Origin of the sequence: Microbacterium salitolerans, assembly GCF_019720895.1 — a bacterium.
Lineage (GTDB): Bacteria > Actinomycetota > Actinomycetes > Actinomycetales > Microbacteriaceae > Microbacterium.
In genome coordinates this window covers 471,593-497,943 of record NZ_JAHKSH010000002.1, presented here as the reverse complement: position 1 = coordinate 497,943, position 26,351 = coordinate 471,593, and the positions used below count along the sequence as shown (strand labels likewise).

Here is a 26,351-nt window from a genome sequence, read left to right as displayed (position 1 = left end):
GTCAGCGCGCGAGGACGGCGCTCATGGCGCGCGAGAGGTGCCAGGGATCCACGACGGCGGTCAGCTCGCGGGCCGAGTGCATCGAGAGGATCGGCACACCGACGTCGACCGTGCGGATACCGAGGCGCGTCGCCGAGATCGGGCCGATCGTCGAGCCGCAGGGGAGACCGTTGTTGGACACGAACTCCTGTGTCGGCACGTCGACGGACGCGCACGCGGCGTTCCAGGCGGCCGCGCCGTGCGCGTCGGTCGCGTAGCGCTGATTCGCGTTGATCTTGAGGATCGGGCCTCCGCCCGCCACCGGCTGGTTGGCGGGGTCGTGGCGCTCGGAGTAGTTCGGGTGCACCGCGTGGCCGACGTCGCTCGACACGTGAAGCGATCGCGCGAAGCTCTGCGCGCGGTGCTCGGGGGTCGCTCCGAATGCTCCGAGGATCCTCGTCAGCACCGCTTCGTGGAACGGCCCCGCGGCACCGGAGCGGGACGCGGATCCGATCTCCTCGTGATCGAAGGCGGCGAACATGGCGATGCGGCCCGTCGGAGCGGCGTCCTGGATCGCGACGAGCCCGGCATGCGTCGAGAGGAGGTTGTCGAGGCGTCCGCTCGCGAAGAGCGCGTGGTCGGCGCCGAACGTGCGCGGGGGCTGGGTGTCGGCGGCGACGATGTCGAATCCACCGATGTCTTCGGCATCGACACCGGCCTCGCGCGCGAGCACGGCGAGGATGTCGGCCGATTCGCCGTCGCCGATGCCCCACACGGGAGCAGTATGGCGCTGCTTGTCGAGGGTCAGCCCGTCGTTGACCTGCCGATCGAGGTGCACGGCGAGCTGGGGGATCCGCGCGAGCGGCCCAGTGCGGACGACGTGCTCGGATCCGTCCCGCGTGACGATCCGTCCGGCGAGCTCGAGCTCGCGGTCGAGCCATGAGTTGAGGAGCGGCCCCCCGTAGACCTCCCAGCCGAGCTGCCACCAGCCGCCCGTGCCGCTCGTCGTCGGCCGCGGCTTGAGCTTGAAGCTCGGGGAATCGGTGTGCGCCCCGACGATCGCGAACGGAGTCGTCGGCGCGGCCTCCGCAGGCAGCACGAAGGCGATGACGGACCCGTCGCGCACCACATAGTGCCGAGAACCGGGCGCGAGCTCCCACGTCGTCGTCTCGTCGAGCGGCGAGAACCCGGCCGCGTCCAGGCGGCGGGCGCTCTCGCGCGCGGCGTGGTACGACGACGGGGAGGCCTGTACGAAGGCGGCGAGGTCGTCGATGTGGGTGCGGGCGTCATCCGGGATGCGAGAGGTCACCCTCCCATTGTGTCTGTCGCACCTGGATGGCGTCGGACGATCGCCGGACTCCGCGTGCGCGGTCTCCCGTCGCCCTCCGCAAGGAAACCCTGATGATCGGGGCGAAAGCGCTCCGTGTTCGCTGAGATGCCGTGCGGTTCTCCATGTGATCGCATTCAATGGAGAGTGAACGCGGAGTGAACAGCAGGTGCTGCAAGGGTGGCCGAGCCCGACGGCCCCCGCCCTGCCCCTCCGCGATGGGGGAGCACGACCATGTCACAGGCGATGATTCGCACGGCGTCCGTCGCAACGGTCTCGGCCGCGCGCCGCACCGGCCATCTGGGGCGCCGCATCGCGCTCATCGCCGCCGGTGCCACGGCGGCGACGGGCGCAGCGCTCACGCTGATGTTCGCGGCGCTGCACGTCACGCCGCTCGTCATCATCTCCGGCTCCATGGAGCCCGGCTACCCGGTGGGCACGATCGTGTACACCCAGCAGGTCGACGCCGACACCCTCGAGCCCGGCGACATCGTCACGACGGATCGCTTCAATGGGCCGGGCACGGTGACGCATCGCGTCGTCGAGATCGAGGGCGGCGCCGACGATGCGAGCGTCCTCACGCTCAAGGGCGACGCCAACGAGGGCGTCGATCGTGAGACCTACGAGGTGACGGAGGTCGGCATCTCGCGATTCGCGATCCCGTACATTGGGCTGCCGCAGCTGTGGATTCAGGACGCTCTGGGGATCGACCCGCTGACCGCCTGACAGACTCTCGCCGCGGTGAGGACTGTGTCATCGATGGCGCAGTGATCCCTCAGGAGACCGCGCCGCGAGGATGCACGATCGGCCAGCGCGCCAGCAACTCGTCCTCGGCAGGCTTGTCGGCGGAAACGCCTCGCCGGAGACGAGCGCCGCCGTGGCAGCGGGCAGGCGCTGGTGCGCGCCGCCGCGCGCCCGTACCGTGAGGCCATGAGCGACTACGAGGTGACGAACATCGGCGGCCCCAGCGAGTGGGGCGACCACTTTGGAGGCTTCCGCCCCGAGACGCGGAAGCAGGGGAGGAGGGTCGTCGATCACGAGCTCGCGATGCAGTTCATCGGCATGACGGTGAACTCGATGGCCCCCGGGGAGCAGGCCGGCTACTGGCACGCGCATTCGAAGGTCGAGGAGCTGTACGTGTTCCTCGCGGGGCGCGGCCAGATGGGCCTCGACGACGACGTGGTCGACGTCGAACCCGGCTCGGTCGTGCGCGTGGGGCAAGGCGTCTGGCGCACCTGGCGCGCGGCCCCGGACGGCGACGAGGACCTGAGGTGGCTGTGCATCCGAGCGGGCGGCGAGGAGCTGCCGCGCCTCCCCGACGACGCATCGCCCGTCATGGACCGCCCGATGCCGTGGTGATCTCGGCCCTCGACCTCCCCGCCGATCTGTGGGCGCGGGTCGGGGCGTTCACGCTGCGTCGAGCCGCAGCGGGTGATCTCGATGACGTCATCCGACTGATCGCGGACGACGCGATCGGCGCGACGCGGGGCGACCTCGCTCGCGACACGGACCGGCCGCGCTATGCCGCGGCGCTCGACGAGATCCTCAGCGACTCATCGAACGATCTCGTGGTCGCGACGCTCGGCGGCGCAGTCGTCGGCACGTTCCAGCTGACGCGCATTCCGTGCCTCTCCCGCCGCGGCTCCACCCGGCTGCTCATCGAGGCCGTGCGCGTGCGGAGCGATCTGCGCTCCGCGGGAATCGGGGGAGCGATGATGCGCTGGGTGACCGAGCGGGCGGCGACGGACGCGGGCGCGCAGCTCGTGCAGCTCACGTCCGATGCGTCCCGCCCCGACGCGCATCGCTTCTACGAACGTCTCGGTTTCGTGCGTTCGCACGCCGGGTTCAAGCGGCTGGTCGGCGGGTGACTCACAGTCCTTTCGACATCCCGATGGACACGATGTCGTACCCCAGGGAGGCGTAGAGCCCACGGGCCGAGGCGTTGTTGCCCATGACATTGAGGCCGATGCGGGTCGCACCGTGCTCACGGGCGTAGATCTCGGCCCGGACCATCGCCTCGCGACCGAGGCCGCGCCCGCGGGCCGCCTCGTCGACGTCGATGCTCCACACCCACCACATGCTCGTCGAATCCGCGACGTAGGGGCCGATCCAGACGTGACCGGCGGGGTCCTCGCCGTCGACGATGACGAAGATGCGATGCCCTGAGTCGGAGCCGTCGTCGGGAAAGGCTCGTGTGCGCGCGGCGCTCGCCGACTGGCGCGCGGATCCCTCGTCGCCGCCGTTCGCGACGACGCTCGCGACGAACTCGTCGTCGATCCGCGCGAGGAGGTCGTCGCGCGCGGCAGGATCCATGAGGCGCAGGGTGATCGACATGGCGTCACGCTAGCGCCCGGGGCCGTGCGACGCACTCACCCTCGGATCTGTCGCGTCCTCAGAACGGCGCCGACGGATCCGGAGGATCGTCGCCCTCCGTGAACATGACTCGGCTCGCGGGGTCGCTGCGATATCGGCGCCCCGTGGGACTGGTCCACTCGAACACGCCGCCGTCGCGCTGCATCACGCTCCACGGCGAGTGGTGCTTGACCATGTGGTGGGATCGGCAGAGGTGACCGAGGTTGCCGACTCGGGTCTCTCCGCCCCGCGCGTAGTCGACCGTGTGGTCGACGTCGGACCGTCGCGCGGGCTGGTTGCAGCCTGGGAAGCGGCAGGTGAGATCGCGCGCGACGAGCATGCGCCGCTGCGCGGCCGTCGGCTGGTAGCGGTCGGTGCGCATCACATCGCCTGTCTCGACCGCGATGAAGAGACGATCCCATCCGGAGGCCTGCCCCGCGAGCACACGTGCTGATTCGGCGTCGATTGGGAGCGCCTCGTCGATCGTCGGCGCGGCCGTCGCCGTGTCGGGCGTCGTGATCTGCGCGACCGGAATCGCGACCTGCACGGTCGCCCGAAGCTCGGCCAGAGTCGCCTCTGTGCCCGCAGCGTGCAGCCGGTGCGCCGTCGGGCTCGCTGTCACGAGGATGTCGCTGAGGAGATCGGCGCGAACGTGGCTGAGTGTGCGCGTGTCGACGCGCTCCTCGATGGGCTCCTCTACGGACGCGTCGGCTCGGGTGGGACGGGGCGACGGTGGGGCGCCTGCGCTGTCGGGGTCGATTCCGGCATCGAGCCCCGCCGAGGCGCGGGTGGCGTGCTCGTCATCGCGCTCGTGAGGGGAGATCGCGGGATCCGAGAGCCCAGGCGCGTCGCCGTCGTGCGCCGCCGCGCGCGCCTGCCTCCGCGCCAGTCGCCGCTCCTCCTTGCGCTTCTCGCGTGCGGCCGCCCGTCGGTCGGAGATGACGGTGTGCCCCATTTGCGTGAGTCGGTCGTGGATTCCGTGGGCGAGGGGCGAGGGGAGGACAGCGCACAGCTCCGACATGCCGTCGTCGAGATCGGTGACGAAGACGCCGCGCCTGTCTCGCGCACGCCCGTGCCGCTCCGCGAAGGATGACGGACGCACCTGCTCGACCAGCGCGCGAGCGATCCTGCGCAGCTGCCCCGGCGTGCGGGTCTCTGCCTCGGGGATGATGCGCCGCTCGAAGCGCGCCCGGAGGCGACCTGTGAGATGCCCGCCCGCTGCGACGATCTCACGCGCGTGCGCCCGTGTGAGGAACCCGGAGCTCAGGGCCGCCTGTGTCGCGGGGAAGCCCTCCACCAGCTCGGCCGCCTCCTCCAGGCGCGCCTGCGCCGTGCGCGGCGAGACCCGAAGCGCGGACGCGACCTCCGCGCCCATCGACCGATGAGGGAACTCGTACTCGCTCTCGGAGTCGGTGCGCTCTCGCTGCTGTTCGGCGATGCGCCGGAGTTCGGCCGTCGTCGCGGCCTTGAGCGCTTCGGCGGCCGCGATGGTGCGCTCGGCCGCTTCGAGGGTCGTCAGCAGCGCATCAGCGTCGCTGCGCTCCTCGGACGTCATCTCCCACGAGGAGGCTGCTGCGGCGATCGATGTCATGCATTCAGTCTGAGCAGAACCTCTGACATTCGAAGTCATGTTCGAGAGTTCCCGTCCCGAATCTACCCTGTTGCACGCGCGCGCTGCCGATGCCTCCGTACCGCATCGCGGTTCGCGCACGTCACCGAGCAGTACCGCTGTCGTCCGTTGCGCGTGACGTCGACGATCACCCTGCGGCATGGGTCCGCCCCGCAGCGTCCGAGACGATGCATGCCCCGCGTCGTCAGGTGCAGCGCCGTGCCGACGCTGATCACGGCGTGCAGGACGTGCGCGAGTGATTGGTTCTCATCGCGGTAGTGCAGGTGCCAGCCCTCGTCGTCATGATTCGTGAGACGCGGATACGCCGCCGCGCCCGCCATCTCGGCGTTCAGTCGGTCGGCCCGCCGGTCGTCGTCGGGAGCGTCCACCACTTCGAGCCAGCGGTCGATCACGCGCCGCGTCTGGGCATGATCGCCAGGCCGCCGCGCGAAGTCCATCGTCATGCCGAACTCGCGCGTCCTCGCCTCGATCTGCTCGCGGTCGTCTGGCCAGTGGTTCGCCAGCGACGCGGCCAGGAGGACGGCGTACTCCCCGTAAGGGTTGAGATGCATAAGGGCATTACAGCACGCTGGAGCTCATGACGACAGAGCGGCAGATCCCCGCGGTGCGACCCAGGGAAGCGCGGTTCCACGAACACGGCTGGACGACCGAATCCTGGCACCGCACGAGCGAGGGCACGGTCGTCTACGTGATGTGCGCGGACTGTCGTGCGCGCCGCGTCGACGTCGTGGTCGCCGGAGGAGTGGTGCCGGAGCCGATGTCAGCCCTCGTCGCGACGCCGGGCCGTCCTCGCGCCGCTCAGGCGCACCCCGCCCAGCCCCCGGCTCACGCGAACTCCACCTCATCCAGCGACGTCACCGATGCGACACCCGAATCGGCATGAACCCCGCCGCGGTCCACCAGCACGGCATCGAGGCCTGCGGCGAGCGCGCCTCGCGCGTCGTTCTCCAGGGAGTCGCCGATCATGAGCGTTTCGTCTGGCGACACCCCGATGATGCGCACCGCCTCGGCGAAGGCGCGCGGATCCGGCTTCCCCGCCGACAGGTCGGAGGAGCAGATGACGTGGTCCACATGAGCGCCCAGCCCGAAGCGGTCGATCTTTCGCGCCTGCTGTTCCCGCTCGCCGTTGGTCAGGACGCCGACGACACAGCCGGCCCGACGCGCACGGGCGAGGCAGGGGATCGCGTCCGGATACAGCGACCAGGCCCGCTCGTAGAGCGGCAGGTACTGCGCGAACAGGGAGTCCGCTTCGTCATCTGTCAGCATCCGCCCGAAGAACTCTCGAACACGCGCGCGCCGCTGCTCCGGGAAGGAGATCTCGCGCCGCTGGTACCGCGCGTAGTGCGGGGCCGAGATCTGTCGCCAGCGTTCCGCAGCTCCCCGGACATCACCTCTGACCAGACCTGCCCACTCCTCGACGGCGCGATCTGCGGCGGTCTCGTGCGCGATGAGCGTTTCGTCCAGGTCGAACAGCACGCACCGAAAGATCGTCACGCCCGCGCGACCACGAGCATGAGCGTCGCACCCTGCAGATGAACGACGTCGCCGAGCAGGGGTGCCAGCGCTCCGTACAGCGCGTCTCGCTCCTCCCGCGGCGCGATCGCGTATTGGGAGATCGTCTCGAGCAGGCCGAGGTAGGCGTCGCGCGACATCGAGTGGGACCACTCATACGAGCGGCGGTCGACGAGCGCCACGTGCGGATCGCGTTCGATCTCGCCGTCGGCCCACATCCGCGCGACGTAGTCACGCGGGAGGCCGATCGGGAGCTCCGGGCCGTGCTCGCCGTAGACGGCCGTGATCGCGGGAAGATCGTGGTGCGCGGGGTCGAGGTTCCACGCATTCCAGAACAGGAACGCCCGGCCGCGGGTGCCGAGTATCTGCGCCAGGCGCGACCAGCGGGTGGCGGGATCCGCCCAGTGGAACGACTGTGCGGCGACGGCCAGCGGGAAGGACTCGTCAGGGGAGACGTCCTCGAAGACGCCCTGTCGGACCGAGATGGATTCGGCGACGTCAGCGTCATGCAGGCGACGCGTCAGCACATCGACCATGTCCTGCGACGGCTCCACGACCTCGATCGAGGCGCCTCTCCGCGCGAGCTCGACCGTCGCGCGGCCCGTGCCCGCACCGATCTCGAGGAGCGGGCCGCCCCAGAGATCGCCGGCGGCCTCGACGATGTCGTCGAACATGCGGCCCGGGTACGGCGGTCGGTACAGCTCATAGGCGTCGGCACCGGATTCGAAGGAGCGCGCCGCCGACACACGCAGATCACTGCTCATGTGGCGAGCGTATCGGCATGGCGGCGGGCGATGATCGACGCCTGAGGGCGGCCTCCGGGATCCGTCCGACACTCGACGCCGACGACCGCGAACCCCGCCGAGTCGAGCAGGTCGGTCATCGAAGTGATCGGCCAGAAGTACGCGGTCGCGACCGCGTGGTCGAACGTCGCGACCTCGGCCCCCTCGAAGAACCCGAGCAGCAGCGATCCACCGGGGGCGAGCACGCGCGCGATCGACGCGAGCGCCAGCGCCACATCGTCCGGATCCAGGTGGATCAGCGAGTACCACGCAAGCACGCCGCGAGCCGCGCCGTCGTCGTACGGCATCTCGAGAACCGATGCCTCGCGGAACTCGACGCCCACGAACCGCGCCCGCGCACTCTCGAGGAACTCGCGCACCGGCTCGACGCCCTCGATCAGACTCCCGCGTTCGTGCAGATGCGCGCTCCAGTGCCCCGGACCGCTGCCGATGTCCAGGACGCGCCCGTCGAGGCCCGAGGCCCACGTCTCGATGCACGTGCGGTCCGCGTCGGCCATCACCTCGACCGATCCGAGCGCCTCGACGTACTCGGCGGCGCGGCGACCGTAGGCATCGCGGACGCGTGCGGGATCCATGCCCACGACGCTACCGACAATCCGCCCGCATACAGTGGCACAGTGACGCCCGACATCGAGATGACCCGCGTGCCCGGCGGATCCGTGACCCTCCACGACGCGCGTCGGAAGGCGCGCCGCGCCGTCGACCTCGAGCCGTTCGAGGTCGGCGTGTACGCGGTGACCGAGGAGCTGCTCGCCGAGCTCATCGGCGTCGCCTCCGCGCACCCGCGACGTCCGGCGGTCGATGTGACGTGGCAGCGGGCGATCCGTCTCTGCAACGCGGCCTCCGAGTGGGAGGGACTCGACCCGGCATATTCGTTCGAGGGCGAGGACGTCACCTGGCACGTCGGTTCCGACGGCTATCGCCTGCCCACGGAGGCCGAATGGGAGTTCGCGTGCCGCGCCGGTTCCACGAAGCCGCAGTACGGCCTGCTCTCCGACATCGCGTGGACGGCTGCGGACAGCGTCGCGGCGCCGCAGGACGTCGGCGGGAAGATGCCCAACCTGCACGGTGCGTTCGACATGCTCGGCAACGCGTGGGAGTGGTGCTGGGACCTGCTGGATCCAGCGCGCTACGGCGACTACCGCGTCTTCCGCGGCGGCGGATACGCGGACGAGGCGTGGAGCGTGCGCGCCTCGACGCGTCGCGGAGGCGGACCGCGCATGCATCACGACGACGTCGGGTTCCGCCTCGCTCGCGGCGGCTTCGACGCCGTCGACGAGGCGCAGGGCTGGTCGGCGCGCGCTGACGAGGAGAATGCGATCATCGACGGTCCCGTGCCGTTCGGATGGACGCCGCTGGAGCGGTGACCCCGGGCTCAGCCCCGCCGTAGCCCCGCCGCGTGGAACGCCCGCTCGTAGATCTCCCGGATCACCGCCTCCTTGCGTGCGTTGTACTGCATCACCGTCTCGCCGATCTCGTTCGCGGCGCGGGCCGCGGCGCGCTTGGCCCCGGCGTACCGCTCGCGATCGCCGTCGTCGCGGCGCAGATGGTCGCGCAGGATCCGGTGCTTCCACGGCTCGGGTGCGTCGGGCGAGAACACATGCAGGTTCACGGCAGGGTCTTCCAGCTTCATGACGCGGTGCTCGTGCCACCACGGCTCGCGCACGGTCAGCACGAAGCCGGCGTCGACAAGCGGCGGCACCCAGGCGGCCTCGTCGGCTGAGTCGGCGACGATCAGATCGACGTCGATCACGGGCTTCGCCGGGAGGTCGGGCACCGACGTGGATCCGACGTGCTCGAGCTGCAGGACGCGCGCGCCGAGCACACCGCGGATGCGCGCGGCGACGGCCTCGTATGCGTGCGGCCACACGGGGTCGGAATCCGCTACCTCGATGGTCTGCGGGCGCGCGGGGATGACGAAGGGATCGCGGCCGGGCGGGGGATCGTCGTGCTGGAAGGTGACGATGTCATCGACAGAGGGCATGGATCCCAGTCAACCGCACCCTCCCGACCTGCCACGATGGAGGCGTGACCGAACGAGAGCCCATGAAGGTCGCGCAGCGCGCGCTGCGCGCCGAGCCGTTCCACGCGATGAGCATCGGCCAGCGCGCCTCGGAGCTCGAGGCGGGCGGCGCCCACGTCGTCAAGCTGTCGCTCGGAGAGCCCGACTTCGGCGCGCCCCCTGCCGTGCGCGAGGCGATGGTCGATGCGATGGACGGCCGGCCGCTGCCGTACACGCCCGCGATGGGTCTTCCGGCGCTGCGCGAGGAGATCGCCGGCTACTACCGCGAAGTGCACGGTGTCGCGGTGGATCCGGCCCGCATCATCGTCACGTCCGGCGCGTCGGCCGCCCTGCTCCTCGCGACCGCCGCGACGACGGATCCGGGCGACGAGGTCGTCATGGCGGACCCCTCGTATCCGTGCAACCGCGAGCTCGTTCAGGCGTTCGGCGGCGAGGTCGTCGCCGTGCCCACGACTCCCGCGACCCGGTTCCAGCTCGACGCATCGCTCGTCGATGCGGCCTGGACGGAGCGCACGGCATCGGTGATGGTCGCGACACCGTCGAATCCGACGGGGACGGCGATCCCGTTCGACGAGCTCGAGCGCGTCTGCCGCCTCGCACGCGAGCGCGGCGCGTGGCGGATCGTCGATGAGATCTACCTCGACCTGCAGGACGACGCTCCTGACGGCACGCCGGCGCGCTCGGTTCTCGCAATCGATCCGGGCGCGATCGCGATCGGGAGCTTCTCGAAGTTCTTCGGTATGACGGGCTGGCGACTCGGGTGGGCGGTGCTGCCCGAGAACCTGGTCGACGCGGCCGAGCGACTGGCCGTCAACTTCTTCCTGTGCGCGTCGACGCCCGCCCAGATCGCCGCGACCGCCGCCTTCACCGACGAATCGCTCGCCCTCTGCGCCGAGCGCAGGGCCGAGTTCCAGCGCCGTCGCGCATTCGTGCTCCCCGCCCTCGCCGACCTCGGCCTGCCGGTCGGCGCCGCACCCGACGGTGCCTTCTATGCCTACTGCGACGTGAGCAGCACCGGCCTCGACGCGTGGACGTTCTGTCGGCGCGCACTCGATGAGGCGCACGTGGCGATCACGCCCGGGCGCGACTTCAGCACCGCGACAGGCGAGACGCACGTGCGGATCTCGTACGCGGCTGCCGAGGGCGAGCTGCGTGAAGGGATCCGCCGCCTCGGCCGCCTGATCGACGGGCTGTCCTCAGCGACGTAGCGCGCGGGTGGTGCGCGCCGTCGCCTGCGCGTTCCACGGGTCCTCGGGCCACGGGTGCTTCGGGTAGCGCCCGCGCATCTCCTTGCGCACGTCGGCGTAGGGCCCGTTCCAGAAGGACGCGAGGTCGCCCGTGACGGCGAGCGGGCGGCGCGCCGGGGAGAGCAGGTGGAACACCACCGGCACGCGTCCATCGACGAGCCGCGGCGTCTCGGCGAGTCCGAACACCTCCTGCAGCTTCACGGGGATGGCCGGGTGTGCGCCGGGATCCGCGGCGCCCGGATAGTCGATCCGCACCCGCGAGCCCGATGGCACGGCTAGGTGCTCCGGCGCGAGCTCGTCGAGGCGCGACGCCTCGGGCCAGGGGAGGAGGCGGCGGAGCGCCCCCGTGACGTCGACCTTCGCGAGAGCGGGCTGGCGCCCGAGCGCGGGTGCGAGCCACGCGTCGAGCCGGTCGAGCAGCGCCTCATCGTCCATCGCCGGCCACGGATCCCCGAGTTCCCGCTCCACAAGTGCGAGGCGACCGCGCAGCGCGATGGCGTCGGGCGTCCATGTGAGCACGTCGAGGCCGTGCTCGCGCACGTGCGCCGCGAACGCGGATCCGGTGTCCTCGTCGCGCGCGGACACGGGGGTCGACGACAGCAGGATCCGCCCGAGCGATTCCTCCTCGCGCACCCGCACGCGGCCGTCCGCGATCGTCGCTCGCCGTTCGCGGGTGAGGAGCGCTGCGCCGACGTGACGCGCGTCGCCGTCCGTCAGCGCCGCGGCGAGCCGGATCACCGCGCCGGTGCCGTCCGCCGCCCGTCCGTCGGCGCGCTGGACCTCCGCAACTGCGATCCACTCGGACCCCTGTAGCCCGCTTCCCTCCGGCACGGCCGCGCGGGTGCCGCTCGCCAGCAGGTAGCTGCGAGAACCGTCTGCGACGCGCCGAGCGATCCACTCGGGTCGCATCAGGGCGACCACGAGTCCCGGCTCCGTGCGGTGCCCGCCGTCATCGGAGAGCCGTGTCAGCCGGCGCACCTCGCGTACCCAGCGCGACGCACCAGCTGCGCGGCCATCGCGTAGCTCGCGGAGCAGCCGTGTGAGATCCCCGCCGGGATCGCGGAACCCACCCGAGAGCGCCGCGACGGTCTCGGCCGCCACCGCCGCCGAGACGCCCTCCTTCGCGGCGCCGAGCAGCGCCCGCCCCTCGCGCGCCCCGACGGGCAGGGCGGCGACACGGCTTCCGAGGCGCGTGACGCGGCCCGCATCGTCGACGAGTCCCAGCGCGCGCAGTGCGGCGGTCGCCGTCGCGATCGACGCCGCGGGCGGATCTGTGAGCAGGCGCAGGCCGGCGCCACCGGGCGTGCCCCAGGCGGCGAGGAGGAGCGCGGCGTCCGTGAGATCGGCCGAGGTGATCTCGGGCGGCGAAGCCGGCGGCATCCGCGCGAAGTCGACCTCCGAGTAGACCCGCACGACGCGACCCGGTCCCTGGCGCGCCGCGCGGCCCGCCCGCTGCTCGGCGCTGGCGCGCGAGGCGCTCACCGTCACGAGTCCCGACATGTCGCGGATGCTGTCGCGCCGCGCCTCCCGCGACAGCCCGGCGTCGATCACGAGGCGCACCCCGGGTACCGTGAGCGAGCTCTCGGCGAGCGCCGTGCTCACGACGATGCGCGCCGGGTCCTCGGCAGCGCGGCGCCCCGACGTCGCGCGGTCCTGTTCTCGGGACGCCAGCTGACCGTGCAGCGGGAGCACCTCGGCGGTGCTCCTCTCGCGGATCATCCGCGCGACCGCGTCGACCTCGCGTGCGCCGGGCAGGAAGACGAGGGCGTCGGATTCATCGGCCGCCTGCGCGTCGGCGGCGACACGGGCCACGTGCGCGAGAAAAGCCCGGGAGACGCCGCGCAGATCGAGTCGCGGCTCACCGCTGGCGGCGTATTCGACTGTCAGCGGATGGAGCGCCGACGGCACGTCGACGATCGGAGCACCGTCGAGCTGGCCCGACACCGCCCCCGCGTCGAGCGTCGCCGACATCGCCACGAGCGCGAGATCGTCGCGCAGCTCGCGCACCTCGGTCAGCATGCCGAGCAGCAGGTCGCCATCGACCGACCGCTCGTGGACCTCATCGAGGATCACGGCCGCGACGCCCTCGAGCGACGGATCCGCCAGCAGCCGGCGCAGCAGGATGCCCGGCGTCACCACCTCGATCCGGGTGTCGCGGGAGACGTGACGCTCGCCGCGCACCGTGTACCCGACGGATCCGCCGAGTGCGGTTCCCGCCAGCTGCGCGATCCGACGCGCGGCCGAGCGGACCGCGACGCGGCGCGGCTGCGTGACGACCACGCGACCGCTGACCGCGTTCGCGACGAGCGGCGGCACGAACGTCGTCTTGCCCGTGCCCGGGGGAGCGGTGACGACCATCGCGCCGGTCGCGATCGCGGCCTCGAGCTGCGATCGCGCCGACGCGACGGGGAGCCCGGCGCCGATGGTCGCGAGGTCGAACGTCATCCGTCCATTGTCTCCGAGGCCGACGAACGCCGACCGCCACTCTGTGCGAAGCGTGGCACTCGGCTTTCGCGGGGGCCGGCGTGCCGGTTAACTGTTCGGTGCCCTGATCCCCAATGAAGGAGACCGACATGCGACGTCGCCGTCCCATCGCCGCGCTGGCCGTGGCCGCTCTGGCACTTCCCCTCTCGATCGCCGCGTTCGCCGCACCGGCGTCTGCGAGCTCCGACTCGACACCGAACGGCCCATACGTCCAATGCGGCAAGCAGCCCGTCAATCTCAACGGAATGCTGTCGAACGAGGAGCTGCAGCAGCAGATCGACCGGCTCGAGTCACGGCGGGGAGACGTCGTCTCCGTCGAGGAGATCGGCCGCTCGGTCGAGGGGCGCGCGCTGAACGCCGTGACCGTGGGCAGTGGTTCTCGCACGATCGTCGTGCAGACGCAGATCCACGGCGATGAACCGATCGGCACGGAGGCCGCGGTGGCGCTGCTGAAGAACGTATCGGCACCATCGCCCGCCGCGCAGGACATCCGCGACGCAGTCACGCTCGTCGTGGTGCCCCGCCTGAACCCCGACGGCTGGGAGCGGTACAACCGCGACGACTGGGCGAGCGGCCTCGACCCCCGCCGCAACAGCAACGACGTCGACCTCAACCGCACCTTCGGTCCCTCCGACCAGGACATGAGCCTGGCGCCCGAGGCTGCCGCGATCCAGGAGTTCCTGCAGGAGGTCCAGCCCGACCTCGTGCTCGATTACCACCACCAGGTCACCTACGGGACCGAGGACGGCGACATGGCGACCATGTCGGTCATGTGGGGCACGCACCCGGATGTCGCCGCCGGCGTCGCGGACACGGCCAAGCGCGCCGCGTCCGTGATCGGAGACGGGCTGGCCGGCAACGGCCACGCCACGGTCACCCTCTATCCGCAGTCCGACACCGCCACCACGGCGCGGAACGGGCTGTCGCTGGACGGGATCCCCACGCTCCTGATCGAGCAGCGCGGCCAGCAGGAGGTCGGCCAGAAGTCGTCGGGTGTCCTCACGAAGGAGGCGCTCACGAGCATGGACTCAGTGCTCGGCGCGATCACGGACGGCAGCTTCGACTCCGTCGACCCCGAGAGCGTGTTCGACCTTCCCGAGCGCGGCGACCGCATCCGCACCTCGTGCAAGGAATGACCGTGCCGCGGCGTTGAGGTGCACCGGACCGAGGTCCGGTTCGGGGTGTCCGGATGACGCGTATCGCGTCATCCGGACACCCCTTCCGCTCCGTAGGCGAACGACATATCGTTATGTATCGCTCGCGTACCGCGAGCCGACAGCGAGGAGGCATCATGCACAGAACATCTGCGTCAAGCGGGTTCGGCGGGGCCGGATTCAGCAGCGGGGGGCCGGGAGCCGCCCTGTGGGAGGCGATGGAGCAGCTGCGCAGCTCGATGGATCCGCGCGCCGGATCGCCCCGGATGGCGCGTGGAGACGTGCGCGCCGCGGTGCTCGCCGTACTGGCCGAGCGGCCCATGCACGGGTATCAGATCATCCGCGAGATCGAGGAGCGCAGCGGCGGCACGTGGAAGCCGAGCGCCGGATCCGTCTATCCGACCCTGCAGCTTCTCGCCGACGAGGGGATGGTCGCCGCCGAGGAGGACGGCGGACGCAAGACTTACTCGCTCACCGAGGCCGGACGCGAGGTCTCGGAGGAGGCCGCCGACAAGCCCGCCCCGTGGGAGGCGCCCGGTGCGCGGAGCAATCCCTCGTTCGGGGCCATCCCGAAGGCCGGCGCGGATCTCGCCGGGGCCGCCGCGCAGGTCGCTCGCACGGGCACACCCGAGCAGGTCGAGCGTGCCGTCGCCGTGCTCGACGAGGCCCGGAAGAAGCTGTACACGATCCTGGCCGACGCGTGACGAGGTCGTCGATGGGGGCGAGACGACCGTGACGACCGCGACCGCCGCACCGTCGACGACGGTGCCCGCGAAAGACCCGGCGACGGGGGTGCACCGCGCCCGATATCGCCGCATCCTCGCCTTCGCGGCGCGCGTCCTCGTCCAGACGTGGTGGTACGAGCTCGTCCTCGCCCGCGTCGGCTTCGGCCGGCTCGTCGCGCGCACACGCGACCGGCGGATGCAGCGCGTCGCGCAGCGCTTCCGCGCCCTCGCGATCGATCTCGGCGGGCTCATGATCAAGGTCGGCCAGTTCCTCTCGTCCCGCCTCGACGTCCTCCCACCCGAGGTCACCTCGGAGCTCGCGGATCTGCAGGATGAGGTGCCCGCGGTGCCGTTCCCCGCGATCCGACAGCTGGCGGAGGCCGAGCTCGGCATGCCGCTCGACCGTGCCTTCGCGTCGTTCGACGCGGATCCGGTCGCCGCGGCCTCACTCGGTCAGGCGCATCGCGCGCGGCTGACTCCCGCGGCGTCGGGCGACGCCGGCTTCGCGGACGTGATCGTGAAGGTGCAGCGACCGGGCATCGACGGGATCGTGGCCGTCGATCTGGCCGCGCTCCGGCGCGTCGCCGGGTGGCTGCGCCGCGTGCGCATCGTCGCCGACCGCGTCGATGCACCGGGCCTCGTCGAGGAATTCGCGGAGGTCTGCCACGAGGAGATCGACTATCTGCACGAGGCGGCGAGCGCCGAGCGCTTCGCCGAGGCGTTCGCGGACGATCCGCGCGTCGACGCCCCCGCGATCGCCTGGGAGCGCACGACCCGCCGCGTGCTCACCCTGTCGGACGTCACAGCCATCAAGATCGCCGACACGGATGCGCTGCGCGCCGCCGGCATCGATCCGGCGGAGGTCGCGTCGATCTTCGCCGAGGTGATGCTCGACCAGGTGTTCGAGCACGGCTTCTTCCACGCGGATCCGCACCCCGGGAACATGTTCGTGACGCCGACCGGCGATCCGAGCTCGCCGACCGGCTGGAAGCTGACGTTCGTCGACTTCGGGATGATGGGCGACGTGCCGCCCCACCTGCGAGACGGGCTCCGCATGCTCTTCGTCGCCGTCGCATCACGGGACAGCCGCGGACTCGTCGCCGCGGCACAGGAGATCGGCGTCCTGCTGCCGTCGGCCGACACGCCAGAGCTCGAGCGGATCCTCACGACGCTGTTCGCCCGATTCGGCGGCATGGCGATGTCGGAGCTCAAGGACGTCGACCCGCGGGAGTTCCGCGACTTCGCGGCCGAGTTCGGCGACACGATCCGCGTGCTGCCCGTCCAGCTCCCCGAGAAGCTGCTGCTGCTGTTCCGCACCGTCGCGCTCACGTCCGGGATGTGCAGCAGCCTGAACCCGGCGTTCAGCCTGTGGTCGGCTGCCGAGCCCTATGCCGCACGGCTGCTCCGCGAGGAGAGCCGGAACGTCGTCGGAGATCTCACGTCGCAGGCGACGTCGAGCGCCGCGATCCTGTGGCGCATGCCGCAGCGTCTCGACGCGGTCGTGACGCGGATCGAGGACGGCTCGCTGACGTTCGACACGTCTCGCCTCGAGCGGCGCCTCGACCGGCTCACGGGCATCGCCCGGCGGGTGGCGTCCGCCGTCCTGTTCGCGGGCCTCCTCATCGGCGGCGCGCTCCTGCTCGAGCCGAGCCCCGCGTGGGCAACGGTGCTCATCGCAGCCTCCGCGCTGCCGCTTCTGCACGCGCTGTTCGGCGGACGCGGCAGTCGCACGCCGCGGTGACCGACGCACGACCGCGACAGGCGGCAGGTTCGCGTCCCGGCGTCGCCTCCTGACAGAGTGGATCCGCTCCGACAGCCGACGAACGAAATGAGCTGCCACGGTGGATCTCGATACCCGCTCCGTGCCCGACCGCGTCCGCGTGCGCGGCGCGCGCGAGCACAACCTGCAGGACGTCGACGTCGACATTCCCCGGGGTGCGCTCGTCGCGTTCACGGGCGTCTCCGGCTCGGGCAAGAGCTCCCTCGCCTTCGGCACGCTCTACGCCGAGGCGCAGCGGCGGTATTTCGAGTCGGTCGCGCCGTACGCGCGCCGCCTCATCCAGCAGGTCGGTGCGCCCGATGTCGACGCGATCGAGGGTCTGCCGCCCGCCGTCGCGCTCCCGCAGCAGCGCGGATCCGGCAGCGCGCGCTCGACGGTCGGAAGCGCGACGACGATCGCGAACGTCGTGCGCATGCTCTATTCGCGTGCCGGCACGTACCCCGAGGGCCGGCCGATGCTCCTCGCTGAGGAGTTCTCGACGAACACCGTCCAGGGCGCGTGCGCGGAATGCCATGGGCTCGGCCGCGTGTACGACGTCCCCGAGTCGGTCATGGTGCCCGACGAGTCGCTGACGATCCGCGACCGCGCGATCGCCGCCTGGCCCCGCGCCTGGCACGGCACGCAGCTGCGCGACAGCCTCGTCTCGCTCGGCTACGACATCGACGTCCCGTGGCGCGATCTGCCGCGCGACCAGCAGGAATGGATCCTGTATACGCAGGACACGCCGCAGGTGCCCGTCTACGCGAAGCGGCCGCCAGAAGAGGCCCGACGCGCGCTCGAGGCGGGGGAGAAGCCGTCCTACATGAGCACGTTCGTCGGCGCGAAGAAGCTCCTCCTCGACACGTTCGCCTCGTCGAAGAGCGCCAAGATGCGCGAGCGGGCGGCCGGGTTCCTCGTGAGCGCGGAGTGCCCGACCTGCGGCGGCCGCCGACTGAAGCCCGACGCGCTCGACGTGACGTTCGACGGCATCGACATCGTCGAGATGGCGCAGCTGCCGCTCGACGAGGTCGCGATCATCATGGATCGCGTGCTCTCGGACGAGTGGACCCCGAGCGGGCACGACGACATCGCGCCCGAGATCCGGCTGGCCGCCCAGCGCCTCGCCGCGGAGGTCCGCGCCCGCCTCGCGCCCCTCGTGGATCTCGGCCTCGGCTCGCTGTCGCTCGATCGCGCCACGCCGACGCTGTCGTCGGGGGAGATGCAGCGCATGCGTCTGGCAACGCAGGTGCTGTCGCAGCTGTTCGGCGTCGTCTTCGTCCTCGACGAGCCCTCGGCGGGGCTGCATCCCGACGACACCGAGGCGCTCCTCGGGATCCTGCGCGCGCTCCGGGACTCCGGCAACACCGTGTTCTTCGTCGAGCACAAGCTCGATGTGATCCGCGCGGCCGACTGGATCGTCGACATCGGCCCGGGCGCCGGCGCGAACGGCGGCACGGTGCTCTACTCGGGCGAGCTCGAGGGCCTCCGCGCGATCGAGGAGTCGTCCACCCGCCGCTACCTGTTCGGCGAGGTCGCTTCGAAAGATCCCGCGCCGCGCCGCGCGGCCGACGCGCACCTGGTCCTTACGGGCGTCACCCGCCACAACCTCGACGGCCTCCACGTGCGCCTCCCTGTCGGAGCCCTCACTGCGGTGACCGGCGTGTCCGGATCCGGCAAGTCGACCCTCGTGAACCAGGCGATCCCCGATCTGCTCGCGGGAAGCCTGGCAAGCGATGCGGTTGCGGCTGATCCCGACGAGCCTGCCACGTCGTCTCACGCTCCTTCGCTCACCGACGAGCCCGTCGTGACCGTCGGCCAGGCCGATGGGCCCCGCGATCGGCTGCGCCGTGTCGTCCGCGTCGATCAGAAGCCGATCGGCCGCACGCCCCGCTCGAACGTTGCGACGTACTCCGGACTGTTCGATCGCGTGCGCACGCTGTTCGCGCAGACCCCGGAGGCGCGACGGCGCCGGTACAGCGCCAGTCGATTCTCGTTCAACCTGGCCGCGGGACGCTGTCCCGTCTGCAAGGGGGAGGGGACGATGGAGGTCGAGCTCCTCTTCCTGCCGTCGGTGCACGCGCCCTGCACGACCTGCGGCGGCAACCGCTATGGATCCGAGACGCTCGAGATCGAGCTGCGCGGAAAGACGATCGCCGATGTGCTCGCGATGAGCGTCGTCGAGGCGCGCGAGTTCTTCTCAGGCGACGCCGACGTCACCCGCCATCTCGACGCGCTGGTCGACGTCGGGCTCGGCTACGTCTCGCTCGGCCAGCCCGCGCCCGAGCTCTCTGGCGGAGAGGCGCAGCGCGTCAAGCTCGCCTCCGAACTGCACCGCGCCCAGCGCGGCGACACGCTCTACCTGCTCGACGAACCGACATCGGGCCTGCATCCGTCCGACGCCGACCGCCTCGTCGGCCATCTGCAGCACCTCGTCGACGGCGGCAACACCGTCATCATCGTCGAGCACGACATGCGGGTCGTCACGCGCGCCGACCGGGTCGTCGACCTCGGCCCGGGAGCGGGCACGGCGGGCGGCTCCGTCGTCGCCGAGGGCACGCCGGAAGAGGTCGCGGGCGCAGCCGGGAGCGTCACGGCGCGGTACCTTCGCGCCGCTCTGGACGATGCGGCGATGTCGCGATGACCGCCGAGCCCGCGCCGCGCCGATGGCGCACACTCGCGATCGTCGGCGGAACCGTCGTCGTCGCGCTCGCCGCGCTCACGGGTCTCGTCGCGTCCGGCGTGATCTGGCCGGGGCGGATCTTCGCGGCGGGCTACGACGTGCGCGGAGTCGACGTGTCGTCGTACCAGGGCGACATCGACTGGCAAGTTCTGGCCGATGAGGACATCGAGTTCGCCTACATCAAGGCGACGGAGGGGTCCTCATACATCGACTCGCGGTTCGCGGACAACTGGGAGGCCGCGGCCGACACAGCTCTTCTCACCGGCGCGTATCACTTTCTGAGCTACGAGAGCACGAGCAAGGAGCAGGCCGCGCACGTCATCGACACCGTTCCAGTCGACGGCACCCTCCCGGTCGCCGTGGATGTCGAGTGCTACGCCGAGTTCTGCGAGGAGCCGCCGTCCCGGGAGCGCGTCGCGGAGATCCTCGACCCGCTCCTCGCCGAGCTCGAGGCGCACTACGGAGTCGCCCCGGTCATCTACGCCACGGCCGACTACTACGACCGATATGTGGCCGGATCCTACGAGGACAACCCCATCTGGATCCGCTCGGTCATCACGCCGCCGTCACTGTCCGACGGCCGAGACTGGGCCATCTGGCAGTACTCGCATCGCGACCGCCTCGACGGATACGACGGCGACGAGCCCTTCATCGACATGAATGCGGTGAGCGGATCCCTCGACGAGCTCGCTGTCCGTCACTGATCACTCGAGCGACGCGAGCTTCACGACCGCCTCGATGTTGTTGCCGTCGGGGTCTCGGACGAAACAGCAGTAGGCGGCGTACTCGGGCCACACGCGCGGCGCGTGCTTCGCGCGCGCGCCCGCCTCGACCGCTGCGGCGTAGAAGCGGTTCACCGCCTCCTTGTCCGGCGCCGTGAACGCGACGTGCACGCGGCGGGTCACGTAATCGGGGCGGGGCGGAGGCCCGACACAGAACGACGGTGTATCGGATCCTTCACGCCAGTACTCGACGCCCAGATGGTTGCGTTCGCCCGCGACGATGTCGAGGGTCGCCAGGGCCGCGGTGAAGATCCGTTCGCTCGTCTCGAAGTCGGAGGCGTAGATCGCCGTGTGGTGGATGAGCGGCATCGGGTCGGTCATCCGGCCAGCGTAGGAGGCGACCCCCGCGAGGTCCACCGTTCCGCGGTGCACGGGTAGCGTGGATCGCTCAGCGACCAGGGGAGTCACGATGTCGATCTCGATCCGCCGTATCACGGCCGACGACTGGCGTGAGTTCCGGGCGATCCGGCTCCGCATGCTCGAGGACACGCCCATCGCCTACGGCGAGACGCTGGCCGACGCGCGCATACGAACCGACGATGAGTGGCGCGAGCGCGCCGCCCGCGCCGGCGACGGGTACAGCGTCGCGCTGGCCGCCGTCGACGAGGCGGGCCGATGGCTCGGGGTCATGAGCGGAGTCGTCGGCGAGGTGCGAGGGGCGATCCTCGTCGGGGTGTTCGTCGCTCCGGAGGCCCGCGGACAGGGCTCAGGCATCGCCGACGCGCTGCTGAGCGGGATCATCGATTGGGCCCGCGATCACGGCGACTCGCTCATGCTCGACGTGCACGCCCACAACCCGCGCGCGATCGCGTTCTACCGGCGACGAGGTTTCGTCGAGACGGGAGCGACGCATCCGTACGAGCTCCCGCCCTACGGCAAGGAGATCGAGATGCGGCTCGACGTGACGCAGGCCCCGTAGTCCGTCTCCGCGAGGAGCCCGCTCTCGCCGTCTCCGTGCGCGACGTGCGTCTCGTCGGCCGCTTCGTCGAGTCCTCCGCACTCTTCGATCTCGACGTCGCGCAGGTCGCGTCCGACATCGTCGTCGAGATCGGCCCCGACGGGGTCGCCGACAGCCGCCGGGGGACGCTCGGCGAGCGGCCGGTTCCCTCCCACCCCATGACGACCGTGTGAGACTCGAGGAATGAAGAGGATCGGACTCATCGGCGGCATGAGCTGGGAGAGCTCCGCCCTCTATTACCGACTCATCAACGAACTGGTGCGCGAGCGACTCGGTGGGCTGCACTCCGCGAACTGCGTCATGGGATCCGTCGACTTCGCCGACATCGAGCGCATGCAGGTGGCGGGGGAGTGGGACGAGGCAGGACGGGTGCTCGCGGCCGAAGCGCGCGCCCTGGAAGCCGCCGATGTCGACGTCATCGTGCTGTGCACGAACACGATGCACAAGGTGGCGGGCCACATCGAAGACGCGATCAGCGTGCCGTTCCTGCATCTCGTCGACGTGACGGCCGATGCGATCCGTCACGCGAGGCTGTCGAAGGTCGCTCTGCTCGGCACGCGCTTCACCATGGAGGAGTCCTTCTACCGCGACCGCATGAGCGCCCACGGCGTCGAGACGATCGTCCCCGATGCCACCGGGAGGACGACGATCGATCGGGTCATCTACGAGGAGCTCGTTCGCGGTGTCGTGAGGGAGGAGTCTCGTGACGAGTACCGCCGCGTGATCGCACAGCTCGTCGCGGCCGGTGCCGGGGGAGTGATCCTCGGCTGCACCGAGATCGAGCTGCTCATCGGCGACGACGACGCGTCCGTGCCCGTCTTCGCCTCGACGAGCCTGCACGTCCGCGCCGCGGTCGAGTTCGCCCTGGCATGACGATGTGCCCCGCACCGAACGCTCGGTAGGCTGACGCCATGCACGCGCATCCGGAGTCCGAGTGGCGGCCGGATGTGCTGGGGGATGGGTTCGAACAGCTCACACTCCCGCTCGGCTCGGATGACGAGGGCGACGTCGTCGCCACCCTTGTGCGGTCGCTTCCGCCGCGCGGCAGCTGGCTCAGCCGTCTGCTCCGCCGCGCGCCGCGTCTCGACGACGTCGATGTGCTCTACGTGCACGGCTGGTCCGACTACTTCTTCCAGCGGAGGCTCGCTCGCCAGTTCACCGAGCGCGGTGCGCGGTTCTTCGCGCTCGACCTCCGGAAATACGGTCGCAGCATCCGGCCCGGCCAGACGCCGGGATTCATCACCGATCTCGCGACATACGACGAGGACATCGCCGCCGCGCTGCAGGCCATGGGGCGGGGCCGAGACGGGCGCGGGGGAGACCGGCGCCTGGTGCTCTTCGGACATTCCACGGGTGGGCTCGTCCTCACCCTGTGGGCCCACCGGCACCCCGGCGTCGCGAGCGCCGTCATCCTCAACAGCCCGTGGCTCGAGTTCCAGCTGCCCGGCTTCGGCCGCGGCGCGATCTCGCCGATCGTGGATATGCGCGCGCGACACCACCCAATGGATCGCGCCCCGCAGGTGGATCTGGGCTTCTACACGCGCGCACAGGCGGAGGCGGCGGATCCCGCGGACCCGGTCGACATCAACTTCTCGTGGCGGCCCGAACGCACGATGACCGTGCATGCGGGATGGCTCGACGCCGTCCTCGACGGCCATGCGCTGGTGGCACGCGGCCTGTCCATTGATGCCCCCGTGTGCGTCATGCTCTCGACGCGTTCTGTCCGTCCGCTCCGATGGTCGGATGATCTGACCCGCGCCGACTCCGTGCTCGTCGTGGACGACATCGCCCGGGCGGCACTGAAGCTCGGACCCGTCGTCACGGTGTGCCGCATCGACGGCGCCATCCATGACGTGTTCCTGTCGCGCCGCGAGGCACGCAACGAAGCGTATCGACGGCTCGCCGAGTGGTCGGACATGATGCTCAGCCGGCGTCGGTGACCTCGGGCACGGCCCGGACGAGCACCGACGACCGCGTGGCGTGCTCACACAGGGAGCGCGGTGGGGAACCGCACCATGAAGACGTCGACCGGGTCCTCCCCGGTGATGCGAAACCCGTGTCGTTCGTAGAGGCGTCGCGCTGGGCTTCCCTGGAGGACGTTGAGCCGCACGACGATGTCCTCCCGGTCGGCGTGTGCGAGCTCGTGTCGCAGCACCGCGGTGCCGAGCCCGTGACCCTGCCGGTCGGCCGCCAGGTAGAAGTGCTCCAGCCAGTGGCCGTCGTCGGCCGCGCGGAGGGCGAAGCATCCCGCGAACACGCCATCGACCTCGATGACCCGAGTGTGGGTCGGCTCGAAGGCATCGCGCAGCCGCTGGCGCACGCGGTGCGCGTCATAGCGACCGAGACGCTCCAGATCGTCCTTGAGCACGACGGACCTCAGCTCGGCGATCGGCTCGACGTCGTCGAACGTCGCGTTGCGCGTCGTCCAGGTTGACATACGTGAACGTTATCGCGGGCTGGCCGCTTCAGAGCCGCGCTCGGACAGCAGAACGCTCATGGCACCGGCGCGCGAACCATCGCGTGGAAGACTGCGTTCATGCAGACCACAGCGGGTGAGCAGCACCTGCACACCCGCCGACTCACGCTCCGCCGCCAGCGCGAGGCCGATGCTGTGGTGTTTCGGCAGCTCTGGACGGAGCGGGATCCGCGGGTTCCTCCTCACCGACGCATCGACGCGGATGGCCATCCGACCGAAGCGGAGATCGCTGCGCACATCCGCGCGAGCCGGGACGCAACGGGACCGGAGCTCCTCACGGTCGTCAGGCACGAGCCGCAGGACGTCATCGGGTACTGCGGGCTGGTCGTCACCGAGAACGGTGCACCGGACGAGCCCGAGCTCGCGTTCGAGCTGCTGCACGCGGTCCATGGTCACGGCTTCGCCACCGAAGCGGCCGGGGCGGTGCTCGCGAGTGCCGCGGAGGCGGGGTACGAACGGCTGTGGGCCTCCGTCTGGGACTGGAACATCGCGTCACGTCGCGTGCTCGCGAAGCTCGGCTTCCGCGACACCGGTCGCGTGGTGCGCGAGAGCGCACACGGGCGCTCTCTGCTGACCGTCCGAGAGCCGTCTCGACGCGAGACCGCGACAGGGGACAGTCCTCGCTTGAACAGAGCTGACATAATGTGCATTATCGGCTAATGCGGAATCTCCGTCTGACCAGGGTCTACGAGTGACTGAGCGCGCGCTCGGGTCCACACCAGATCGATCACACGCGCGGTGACCTCACGATCGCCGAACCCGATCCCCGGATCGAGCTCGGCTGTCACGTGGCGCATGCACTCACGGCACGTCGCCACAGCAGCTCGCCGGCGCCAGCGCATCAAGCGGCACGCACTGATCGTTCGTCGCGATCGGTGCACCGAAGGTTCCCCCTCGTGAAGTGCAGCCGCGCCGGCACCTGCACCGCTCACCGACTGGCTGCAGCAGCGTGTCCACGCAGCCCCGATTCGTTGGCTCTGCCAATCATGACACACAATGTTGGTCAAGCCAACTAGTCTGTGGGACATGTCGACCGAACACGACCAACTCCTCCACCTCGGCCAGACGCCGTCGTGGCTGCTGTCCCAGGCGCGCATGCGCTCACATCGGATCCTCACGGAGCGCCTGGCCGCGATCGCCGCCCGCCGATACCACCTCCGCGTCCTCTCGGTCCTCGTCGAGCACGGCCCCCTCCCCCAGGTCGCCATCGGAACCCTCGCCGATCTCGACCGGGCCGACCTGTCCGTCTCCGTCGACGAGCTCGAAGCCGAGGGAACGGTCATCCGCGAGCAGGACCCTGAGGACGGCCGCCGCAAGATCGTGCGGATCACCGACGACGGCCAGGCGCGCGCGCGTCAGCTCGGGCTGGTCCTGCGCGAGGTGCAGGACGAGCTGTTCGCACCACTCGAGGCCGACGAACGTGAGGCGTTCATCGCGACGCTCCGCAAACTCCAGCCCTGACGGCATCCACCACCGCGGTCACGGCATGCTCACGATCTCAGCGCTCTCCACCGGCAGCCACAGTTCGCACCGCGCCCACGTGAAGTCATCGCTCCGCTCCAGAATCGCCACGATCGACGGGCCGGGCCGCAGGCGCCAGGGGTTCGACGGGAACCACTCGGCTGCCGTCGCCGCCCATGTGTCCTGCAGCGCGCTCGGATGCGGGCCCTCGGTCTCGAAGATCGCCCACCGGCCGGCCGCGGCGACGATGACGTCGAGACCCGCCGGCACATCGGCGTCGGCGGATACGCTCACGCCGTGCATGTACGTGAGTTCCGTACCCTCTGCCGCATCCTGCGCCGCATCGTCCGTGATCTGCAGGAGCCCCCGCGGATCCGCGCCGCTCAGTGCCTTCAGACGCGCATGCTCCTCCTGGGGAAGGCCCGCGATGAAATCCCCGATGTGAGGGTTCGGCCCCTCGTAGATGAGCGGCACGCGCGTCGCGTGGCCCACGAGTCGGACGTCGTTCTTCTCTTCGATGCGCACACGCATGGATGTGCTCCCTTCGACGGTCAGGCGGAACCTGAGCTGCTGCCAGTTGTTCACGGGACCCCCGTCTCGCCGCACCTCCCCGGGCGATGCGCCGTGCACCGCCCGGAACGCACGCCCGAATGCCTCCGCGGACCCGTATCCGTATCGGATCGCGATGGTCAGCAGGTCGTCCGTCGTGCCGAGCACATCCGCGGCGGCACGACTCATCCGCCGCCGCCTCACGTACTCCGACACCGGCATGCCGGCGAGGCTCGCGAACATCCGGCGCAGGTGGTACTCGGTGCTGCCGTGACGCGATGCGAGCGCGGCGACATCCACGGGCGTGCCCGTGTCGGCGTCGATCTCGGAGATCAGCTCGTTCAGTGCGGAGATCATGGTGTCCCTTCCACAGACGATTCTGCGGACGCGCAGGCGGCCGCGCCCGATATTCGAGAACGGATCCGATCAGTCGTCGCGGATCCCGATACT

At 70.6% G+C, this 26,351-nt stretch carries 28 protein-coding genes; 16 read left to right on the top strand and 12 right to left on the bottom strand.

The window, feature by feature from the left end:
- Position 1 precedes the first annotated feature (1 nt).
- On the bottom strand, positions 2-1,288 hold the full coding sequence (locus KOL93_RS05585) for a M18 family aminopeptidase (RefSeq protein ID WP_221584328.1): 1,287 nt from the start codon (positions 1,286-1,288) through the stop codon (positions 2-4).
- 252 nt (positions 1,289-1,540) lie between these two features.
- On the opposite strand from KOL93_RS05585, the gene KOL93_RS05580 reads away from it, so the two are divergent.
- The 3 genes from KOL93_RS05580 (at position 1,541) to KOL93_RS05570 (ending at position 3,174) form a co-directional block, all read left to right on the top strand.
- Entirely contained in the window at positions 1,541-2,032 is a 492-nt protein-coding gene (locus KOL93_RS05580) for a signal peptidase I (RefSeq protein WP_221584327.1), read from the top strand.
- A 204-nt stretch (positions 2,033-2,236) separates the two neighbouring features.
- Positions 2,237-2,665: a cupin domain-containing protein gene (locus KOL93_RS05575; RefSeq protein ID WP_221584326.1), complete on the top strand. Its 429-nt coding sequence runs from the start codon at positions 2,237-2,239 to the stop codon at positions 2,663-2,665.
- Complete coding sequence (locus tag KOL93_RS05570; protein WP_221584536.1) at positions 2,662-3,174, top strand: GNAT family N-acetyltransferase; 513 nt, start codon at positions 2,662-2,664, stop codon at positions 3,172-3,174. Before KOL93_RS05575 ends, KOL93_RS05570 begins: the two co-directional genes overlap by 4 nt.
- A 1-nt stretch (position 3,175) precedes the next feature.
- On the opposite strand, the gene KOL93_RS05565 is transcribed toward KOL93_RS05570, so the two are convergent.
- The 6 genes from KOL93_RS05565 to KOL93_RS05540 all read right to left on the bottom strand — a co-directional run bounded on the left by KOL93_RS05565 (position 3,176) and on the right by KOL93_RS05540 (position 8,178).
- Complete coding sequence (locus KOL93_RS05565; RefSeq protein ID WP_221584325.1) at positions 3,176-3,640, bottom strand: GNAT family N-acetyltransferase; 465 nt, start codon at positions 3,638-3,640, stop codon at positions 3,176-3,178.
- A 58-nt stretch (positions 3,641-3,698) separates the two neighbouring features.
- The gene (locus KOL93_RS05560; protein ID WP_221584324.1) at positions 3,699-5,249 is read right to left on the bottom strand and encodes an HNH endonuclease signature motif containing protein; all 1,551 of its coding nucleotides are present in this window, start codon (positions 5,247-5,249) and stop codon (positions 3,699-3,701) included.
- Between the two features lie 62 nt (positions 5,250-5,311).
- Entirely contained in the window at positions 5,312-5,839 is a 528-nt protein-coding gene (locus tag KOL93_RS05555) for a CGNR zinc finger domain-containing protein (RefSeq protein ID WP_221584323.1), read from the bottom strand.
- A gap of 274 nt (positions 5,840-6,113) precedes the next feature.
- Positions 6,114-6,764 carry an HAD family hydrolase gene (locus KOL93_RS05550; RefSeq protein WP_221584322.1) on the bottom strand — a complete coding sequence of 217 codons (651 nt, stop codon included), beginning with the start codon at positions 6,762-6,764 and terminating at the stop codon, positions 6,114-6,116.
- Positions 6,765-6,778: 14 nt separating this feature from the next.
- Complete coding sequence (locus tag KOL93_RS05545) at positions 6,779-7,564, bottom strand: class I SAM-dependent methyltransferase (protein ID WP_221584321.1); 786 nt, start codon at positions 7,562-7,564, stop codon at positions 6,779-6,781.
- The gene (locus KOL93_RS05540) at positions 7,561-8,178 is read right to left on the bottom strand and encodes a class I SAM-dependent methyltransferase (protein ID WP_221584320.1); all 618 of its coding nucleotides are present in this window, start codon (positions 8,176-8,178) and stop codon (positions 7,561-7,563) included. The genes KOL93_RS05545 and KOL93_RS05540 overlap by 4 nt, the downstream gene beginning before the upstream one ends.
- A gap of 60 nt (positions 8,179-8,238) precedes the next feature.
- On the opposite strand from KOL93_RS05540, the gene KOL93_RS05535 reads away from it, so the two are divergent.
- A complete protein-coding gene (locus KOL93_RS05535) occupies positions 8,239-8,970 on the top strand; it encodes a formylglycine-generating enzyme family protein (protein WP_221584535.1) in 732 nt (243 codons plus the stop codon).
- Between the two features lie 8 nt (positions 8,971-8,978).
- Here KOL93_RS05535 and KOL93_RS05530 read toward each other — a convergent pair whose 3' ends face one another.
- Positions 8,979-9,587 carry a GrpB family protein gene (locus tag KOL93_RS05530; protein WP_221584319.1) on the bottom strand — a complete coding sequence of 203 codons (609 nt, stop codon included), beginning with the start codon at positions 9,585-9,587 and terminating at the stop codon, positions 8,979-8,981.
- 44 nt (positions 9,588-9,631) lie between these two features.
- Here KOL93_RS05530 and KOL93_RS05525 point away from each other — a divergent pair, with 44 nt between their 5' ends.
- Positions 9,632-10,834, top strand: a complete 1,203-nt coding sequence (locus KOL93_RS05525; protein WP_221584318.1) for an aminotransferase class I/II-fold pyridoxal phosphate-dependent enzyme — start codon at positions 9,632-9,634, stop codon at positions 10,832-10,834.
- Here KOL93_RS05525 and hrpB read toward each other — a convergent pair.
- A complete protein-coding gene (hrpB, locus tag KOL93_RS05520; RefSeq protein WP_221584317.1) occupies positions 10,823-13,318 on the bottom strand; it encodes an ATP-dependent helicase HrpB in 2,496 nt (831 codons plus the stop codon). The genes KOL93_RS05525 and hrpB overlap by 12 nt on opposite strands.
- Positions 13,319-13,446: 128 nt before the next feature.
- On the opposite strand from hrpB, the gene KOL93_RS05515 reads away from it, so the two are divergent.
- From KOL93_RS05515 to KOL93_RS05495, 5 genes are all read left to right on the top strand, one after another.
- A complete protein-coding gene (locus tag KOL93_RS05515; RefSeq protein ID WP_221584316.1) occupies positions 13,447-14,493 on the top strand; it encodes a M14 family metallopeptidase in 1,047 nt (348 codons plus the stop codon).
- A 155-nt stretch (positions 14,494-14,648) separates the two neighbouring features.
- Positions 14,649-15,215 carry a PadR family transcriptional regulator gene (locus tag KOL93_RS05510; protein WP_221584315.1) on the top strand — a complete coding sequence of 189 codons (567 nt, stop codon included), beginning with the start codon at positions 14,649-14,651 and terminating at the stop codon, positions 15,213-15,215.
- A gap of 28 nt (positions 15,216-15,243) precedes the next feature.
- The gene (locus KOL93_RS05505) at positions 15,244-16,977 is read left to right on the top strand and encodes an ABC1 kinase family protein (RefSeq protein ID WP_374107110.1); all 1,734 of its coding nucleotides are present in this window, start codon (positions 15,244-15,246) and stop codon (positions 16,975-16,977) included.
- A gap of 100 nt (positions 16,978-17,077) precedes the next feature.
- The gene (locus KOL93_RS05500) at positions 17,078-19,636 is read left to right on the top strand and encodes an excinuclease ABC subunit UvrA (RefSeq protein ID WP_308291546.1); all 2,559 of its coding nucleotides are present in this window, start codon (positions 17,078-17,080) and stop codon (positions 19,634-19,636) included.
- A complete protein-coding gene (locus KOL93_RS05495) occupies positions 19,633-20,379 on the top strand; it encodes a GH25 family lysozyme (RefSeq protein ID WP_221584314.1) in 747 nt (248 codons plus the stop codon). Before KOL93_RS05500 ends, KOL93_RS05495 begins: the two co-directional genes overlap by 4 nt.
- Here KOL93_RS05495 and KOL93_RS05490 read toward each other — a convergent pair whose 3' ends face one another.
- Entirely contained in the window at positions 20,380-20,778 is a 399-nt protein-coding gene (locus KOL93_RS05490) for a VOC family protein (protein ID WP_260405940.1), read from the bottom strand.
- Positions 20,779-20,866: 88 nt separating this feature from the next.
- Here KOL93_RS05490 and KOL93_RS05485 point away from each other — a divergent pair, with 88 nt between their 5' ends.
- From KOL93_RS05485 to KOL93_RS05470, 4 genes are read left to right on the top strand one after another with little or no spacing between them, the layout of a single operon-like run.
- On the top strand, positions 20,867-21,376 hold the full coding sequence (locus KOL93_RS05485) for a GNAT family N-acetyltransferase (protein ID WP_221584313.1): 510 nt from the start codon (positions 20,867-20,869) through the stop codon (positions 21,374-21,376).
- 35 nt (positions 21,377-21,411) lie between these two features.
- A complete protein-coding gene (locus tag KOL93_RS05480) occupies positions 21,412-21,588 on the top strand; it encodes a hypothetical protein (RefSeq protein WP_221584312.1) in 177 nt (58 codons plus the stop codon).
- 10 nt (positions 21,589-21,598) lie between these two features.
- On the top strand, positions 21,599-22,288 hold the full coding sequence (locus KOL93_RS05475; RefSeq protein WP_221584311.1) for an aspartate/glutamate racemase family protein: 690 nt from the start codon (positions 21,599-21,601) through the stop codon (positions 22,286-22,288).
- Positions 22,289-22,326: 38 nt separating this feature from the next.
- Positions 22,327-23,355, top strand: a complete 1,029-nt coding sequence (locus tag KOL93_RS05470) for an alpha/beta hydrolase (RefSeq protein WP_221584310.1) — start codon at positions 22,327-22,329, stop codon at positions 23,353-23,355.
- Between the two features lie 44 nt (positions 23,356-23,399).
- Here the strand turns inward: KOL93_RS05470 and KOL93_RS05465 are convergent, their stop codons facing one another.
- Complete coding sequence (locus KOL93_RS05465) at positions 23,400-23,852, bottom strand: GNAT family N-acetyltransferase (RefSeq protein ID WP_221584309.1); 453 nt, start codon at positions 23,850-23,852, stop codon at positions 23,400-23,402.
- 99 nt (positions 23,853-23,951) lie between these two features.
- Between KOL93_RS05465 and KOL93_RS05460 the strand changes: the two genes are divergently transcribed.
- Entirely contained in the window at positions 23,952-24,551 is a 600-nt protein-coding gene (locus tag KOL93_RS05460) for a GNAT family N-acetyltransferase (RefSeq protein ID WP_221584308.1), read from the top strand.
- 366 nt (positions 24,552-24,917) lie between these two features.
- Entirely contained in the window at positions 24,918-25,352 is a 435-nt protein-coding gene (locus KOL93_RS05455; RefSeq protein ID WP_221584307.1) for a MarR family winged helix-turn-helix transcriptional regulator, read from the top strand.
- 18 nt (positions 25,353-25,370) lie between these two features.
- On the opposite strand, the gene KOL93_RS05450 is transcribed toward KOL93_RS05455, so the two are convergent.
- Entirely contained in the window at positions 25,371-26,258 is an 888-nt protein-coding gene (locus KOL93_RS05450; RefSeq protein ID WP_221584306.1) for an AraC family transcriptional regulator, read from the bottom strand.
- Between the last annotated feature and the right edge of the window lie 93 nt (positions 26,259-26,351).

Coding starts and splice junctions, on each gene's coding strand:
- KOL93_RS05580 (WP_221584327.1), top strand. CDS start 1,541: ATGTCACAGGCGATGATTCGCACGGCGTCCGTCGCAACGGTCTCGGCC.
- KOL93_RS05575 (WP_221584326.1), top strand. CDS start 2,237: ATGAGCGACTACGAGGTGACGAACATCGGCGGCCCCAGCGAGTGGGGC.
- KOL93_RS05565 (WP_221584325.1), bottom strand. CDS start 3,640: ATGTCGATCACCCTGCGCCTCATGGATCCTGCCGCGCGCGACGACCTC.
- KOL93_RS05560 (WP_221584324.1), bottom strand. CDS start 5,249: ATGACATCGATCGCCGCAGCAGCCTCCTCGTGGGAGATGACGTCCGAG.
- KOL93_RS05555 (WP_221584323.1), bottom strand. CDS start 5,839: ATGCATCTCAACCCTTACGGGGAGTACGCCGTCCTCCTGGCCGCGTCG.
- KOL93_RS05545 (WP_221584321.1), bottom strand. CDS start 7,564: ATGAGCAGTGATCTGCGTGTGTCGGCGGCGCGCTCCTTCGAATCCGGT.
- KOL93_RS05540 (WP_221584320.1), bottom strand. CDS start 8,178: ATGGATCCCGCACGCGTCCGCGATGCCTACGGTCGCCGCGCCGCCGAG.
- KOL93_RS05535 (WP_221584535.1), top strand. CDS start 8,239: ATGACCCGCGTGCCCGGCGGATCCGTGACCCTCCACGACGCGCGTCGG.
- KOL93_RS05530 (WP_221584319.1), bottom strand. CDS start 9,587: ATGCCCTCTGTCGATGACATCGTCACCTTCCAGCACGACGATCCCCCG.
- hrpB (WP_221584317.1), bottom strand. CDS start 13,318: ATGACGTTCGACCTCGCGACCATCGGCGCCGGGCTCCCCGTCGCGTCG.
- KOL93_RS05515 (WP_221584316.1), top strand. CDS start 13,447: ATGCGACGTCGCCGTCCCATCGCCGCGCTGGCCGTGGCCGCTCTGGCA.
- KOL93_RS05510 (WP_221584315.1), top strand. CDS start 14,649: ATGCACAGAACATCTGCGTCAAGCGGGTTCGGCGGGGCCGGATTCAGC.
- KOL93_RS05495 (WP_221584314.1), top strand. CDS start 19,633: ATGACCGCCGAGCCCGCGCCGCGCCGATGGCGCACACTCGCGATCGTC.
- KOL93_RS05490 (WP_260405940.1), bottom strand. CDS start 20,778: ATGACCGACCCGATGCCGCTCATCCACCACACGGCGATCTACGCCTCC.
- KOL93_RS05485 (WP_221584313.1), top strand. CDS start 20,867: ATGTCGATCTCGATCCGCCGTATCACGGCCGACGACTGGCGTGAGTTC.
- KOL93_RS05475 (WP_221584311.1), top strand. CDS start 21,599: ATGAAGAGGATCGGACTCATCGGCGGCATGAGCTGGGAGAGCTCCGCC.
- KOL93_RS05470 (WP_221584310.1), top strand. CDS start 22,327: ATGCACGCGCATCCGGAGTCCGAGTGGCGGCCGGATGTGCTGGGGGAT.
- KOL93_RS05465 (WP_221584309.1), bottom strand. CDS start 23,852: ATGTCAACCTGGACGACGCGCAACGCGACGTTCGACGACGTCGAGCCG.
- KOL93_RS05460 (WP_221584308.1), top strand. CDS start 23,952: ATGCAGACCACAGCGGGTGAGCAGCACCTGCACACCCGCCGACTCACG.
- KOL93_RS05455 (WP_221584307.1), top strand. CDS start 24,918: ATGTCGACCGAACACGACCAACTCCTCCACCTCGGCCAGACGCCGTCG.
- KOL93_RS05450 (WP_221584306.1), bottom strand. CDS start 26,258: ATGATCTCCGCACTGAACGAGCTGATCTCCGAGATCGACGCCGACACG.